Below are 3,941 nucleotides of genomic sequence, written 5' to 3'. Positions count from 1 at the left end.
GGCGTCGGCGGCGGGGAATCGGACGCCATCAGCTGCGTGAAACCGAGGATCGCATTGAGCGGGCTGCGCAGCTCATGGCTCATGCCGGAAAGGAAATCCGATTTCGCGCGGTTCGCGCTTTCGGCTGCGGCCTGCGCCTGCTTTTGGTCCTCGATGTCGGTAGCGGTGCCCACCCATTTGACGATATGTCCATTGGCGTCCTTAACAGGTATGGCGCGGCCAAGCTGCCATCGATAGACGCCATCGGACGCTCTCTTCATGCGATATTCAAGTTCAAAAGCTTCACCGCTATGCAATGCACTCGTCCAGCGATCTATGACAGTTTGCAAATCATCCGGGTGGAATACCAGGCTCCACCAATGCTCCTTTTGGATTTGCTCCAAAGTGAGTCCGGAATAGGTGATCCAGCGTTGATTGTGATACTCGATCGAGCTATCCGGCTTGGTTATCCACACCATTTGGGGCATCGCATCTGCCAGCGATCTAAAGCGTCGTTCGCCCTCATCAATTTCGCCCTCTAAGGAGGGCAATTTCCCCGGGGCATTGGTATGTTGTTTTCGCATGTTCGCCTACTTGAATAAGCGCAAATACACCTGTTTTGGCACGTGCCCACGCTATCCGGGCGGAGGCCCGCCGACCAAGGCGCCGTCCAGTTCCACCACCCCCGCAAACGGCATTGTTCATCCCGTTCACCGATCACCGATCACCGGATCTTGTACAGCATAGTGTGTGCGGTGATCCAGGACACGTCAAGCTGCCAGGACAAGCGCAAAGCGGATAGGCGCGCTGGTCCGAGGCCATCAGACAGATGGCCCAAAACCATTTCTGCAGGGACAGTTTGCTGACGTGAAACAAGTTGCCTGCTGTGGCTCTAATGGAATGGGCTAGGTTTCCAGTGCCCGCATCGCCGCGTTGGCGTAACGCAGGCGGGTGGCAAGCACACGGGCGAGGCCTTCGAGTAGCTTGGTGGCGACCATCTTGTGCTGGTCGGCGAGCATGTCGAAGTTCTTGCGCGGGAGCGCAAAGAGATCGACATCGGTGAAGGCGATGGCGTCGGCGGAACGTGGTGCGCCATCGAGAAATGCCATTTCACCGAAGAAGTTGCCGCGGTCAAAGGTGCTGAGATGGATGCCTTGCCGGTCATTGAGCGGCAGCATGATGCGCACGTCACCACACCGGATCAGGAACAGTTCGTCGCCGCTTTCGCCTCTAGTGAAGATCCTTTTGCCGGCCTTGATGCTGCGCTTCTCCATGCAGGCTTCCAATGCCACCAGCGCCTCTTCCTGGCATCCCTTGAACAGGTCGATTTCGTGCAGTTCCAGCGGTTTTGCGTTCTCACGATGTAGTGCTGCCTGCTCGATGATGCGATCCTCGACCCACTCGACCGCCTCGTCGAGATCGCCAAATACGCTGACCTGGCTATCGGCGTGGATCAGACCGACCTGGTCGAAGTACTGCTGCAAGTCTTGGCCGTTGGGCAGGTTCTGGGGCAACCGGCTGAAAATCAGGAAGCCGTCGCGTTCGGTCAGCATGTCCTTGATCTGCTTGAGCATGTGGGCGGCGGTGACGTCCACCGACTGAACGCGGCGCATGTCGAGGATAACGTAGGTGCGAATCTTGAGTTCGGTTTCGAGGGTGGTATAGAGTTGGTCGGTCGTGCCGAAAAACAGGCTGCCCTGCAGTTCCAAGATCACGGCCTGGGCGCCACGCTGTTCGAGGATCAGCATCTCCTGTTGGAGGCGGATCTTCTTGGAGAAGGTCTGGTTGCCGTAACTCTTGCGTCGGACGATGCTACCGCCGATTTGTTCGCGGATGAACAGGATGATCGCGAGGACAATGCCGATGCCAGCAGCGGCGATCAAGCTGACCATCAGGGTGACGCCGATGACGGCGACGATGACGGCAAAGTCGAGCATGGTCGAGCGCGACTTGATGAGATCCAGGCTGCTGCGGTCGATCATGCGCACGCCGATGACGACCAGGATCGCTGCTAGAGCGGAGACGGGCAGCCAGGCTATCATCTTGCCGAGGACGAGGAAAACGACCAGCGCCAGGATGCCCTCGAACACGCCGGATAAGCGGCTTTGCGCGCCACTCGACATGTTCACCATGGTTGCTCCCGTGGTCCCTGAGCCGGGCAAGCCGCCGACGATGCCCGAGGCAAGGTTGCCAAGGCCTTGTCCGATGAGTTCCCGGTTCGAGTTGTGGCGGCTGTGCGTCAGTGCGTCGAGGACGACGCAAGTCTTCAGTGTGTCGACGGAGAGCAGGACGGCCAGCGTCAAGGCCGGCATGATCAGGTCTTTAGCCTGTTCCAGATCAAGCTGCTTCATACCCTGCCAGCGGCCGAGGAAGCCATCGATAAAGCCGTGTCCGGCGCCCCCACCTACCGCTATCGGTCCGACTACCAGTGTATTGCCGGTGAACTGCAGCAGCGCGCCATCGGCGAGAGAGAGGCCAAAGTAGCTCAGAACACCAATGAGCAGGGCCAGAATCGATGCCGGCACGCGCTTGGTCAGGCGTGGCGCCAGCACCATGGCCAGGGTGGTCACGGCGCCGACGACGCAAGCTTGCCACTGCCAGAGCACTGGCTCGGACAGGGCCTGCCAGAGTGAGGCGCCAACGGGCGTGCCGAGGAGTTTCGGCACCTGACTGCCGATGATGATCAGGCCGACACCCGAGAGGTAACCGCTGACCACCGGATAGGGCATGTACTTGATCAGGCGCCCGAGGCCGATCAGGCCGAAGATCAGTTGCAGCATTCCGGCCGCCAGGGCGAGAACGGTCAGTTGCAGGAGCACCGATTCGTCGGGGGTGCCATTGTGGATCTGCTCGATGGCGAAGACCGACAACACGGCAGCGGCGGGCGCACACGGCGCGGTGATCAGACGGTCGGTGCCGCCCATGACCGACGCCACCAGCCCGAGCGCTGTGGCGCCAAGTATGCCGGTCAGGGCACCGTAGGCCGAATAGGAACCGCCTAGCGAGGCATAGATGGTGACGCCGAAAGCGATCGCCGAAGGCAGCGCGACCAGCATCGCCGCCAGACCGCCCCAGATATCTCCTGCCAGTTTATTGTTCTTTGCAATATCCACCGTGATCCGCAACCTAGGAGAAGAATAGGGACTACCTGACTATTGCATAAATATGGCAAAAATCACTGTGACTAATTGATTGATCAATGAGAATTCATCAGAAGCGTGTTCGCCGATATGCACGTGCCGAAAGCAGGGCGAGTCTGTAGGACTTGAGGCAAGCGATTTTTAATTTCATGCCGTCGCGTATAACCGTATTTTATTTGACAGCATTTTTATAGTTCATTTTTATAGGAAGCTGAAAATTCTGGGGTGTAGAGGCGGAATCGGTGCGAACCTGCACACCACCGCCATGCTGCTCGACGACGTGCTGCTCGATCCCGCTACGGGCGTCGGTGATCTTGTCCTCGACGAAATGGAACGCATCGACCACGTATTCGTCACCCACTCGCATCTGGACCATAGCCCAGCATGCTTACCGAGGAAATCAGCAAGCTTCACCTGCCTGCGGAAATCTTCTGATCACCGCATGCCTCCTGCCTCATTGGCGCTGATTAACCCTCGCGAATGCCAGTGCCACGTTGAGCGCGTCCATGAACTCATCGAGCTTGATTGGCTTGGTAACGTAGCGAAAGAATCCTGCCTGCATGCCCTTCTCGATGTCGCGTGGCATCGCATTGGCACTGAGGGCAATGACCGGGATATGCGCCGTTGCCGGGTCGGCGCGCAGGATTTTCAGGGCGTCGACGCCGCTGATGTCAGGCAGATTGATGTCCATCACGATCACCTCCGGCTGCGCGGTGCGCGCCAGCGCGATGCCGAGTTGCCCATTCACCGCGGTCAGCAGGCGCATCTCGGTGTGGCGCGCGATGAGTTGTTCGACCAGTTCCCGGTTCGCCGGGTTGTCCT

4 protein-coding genes are annotated in these 3,941 nt (G+C 58.8%); all 4 read right to left on the bottom strand.

The features are described from left to right. A partial coding sequence (locus tag ACFOFO_RS15610; RefSeq protein WP_390331966.1) for a PAS domain-containing protein occupies positions 1-563 on the bottom strand: 563 nt, incomplete at its 3' end. A gap of 321 nt (positions 564-884) precedes the next feature. Then, the gene (locus tag ACFOFO_RS15605) at positions 885-3,092 is read right to left on the bottom strand and encodes an SLC26A/SulP transporter family protein (protein WP_390331965.1); all 2,208 of its coding nucleotides are present in this window, start codon (positions 3,090-3,092) and stop codon (positions 885-887) included. A gap of 199 nt (positions 3,093-3,291) precedes the next feature. Further along, a complete protein-coding gene (locus tag ACFOFO_RS15600; RefSeq protein ID WP_390331964.1) occupies positions 3,292-3,480 on the bottom strand; it encodes a hypothetical protein in 189 nt (62 codons plus the stop codon). Between the two features lie 93 nt (positions 3,481-3,573). After that, positions 3,574-3,941 (bottom strand): response regulator (locus ACFOFO_RS15595; RefSeq protein ID WP_390331963.1); only part of this gene is annotated, 368 nt, incomplete at its 5' end.

Source organism: Pseudundibacterium arcticum (assembly GCF_042646465.1).
GTDB classification, from domain to species: domain Bacteria; phylum Pseudomonadota; class Gammaproteobacteria; order Burkholderiales; family Burkholderiaceae_D; genus Undibacterium_A; species Undibacterium_A arcticum.
The sequence above is the reverse complement of the archived record's forward strand: the minus strand, read 5'-3'. Positions and strand labels throughout refer to the sequence as shown.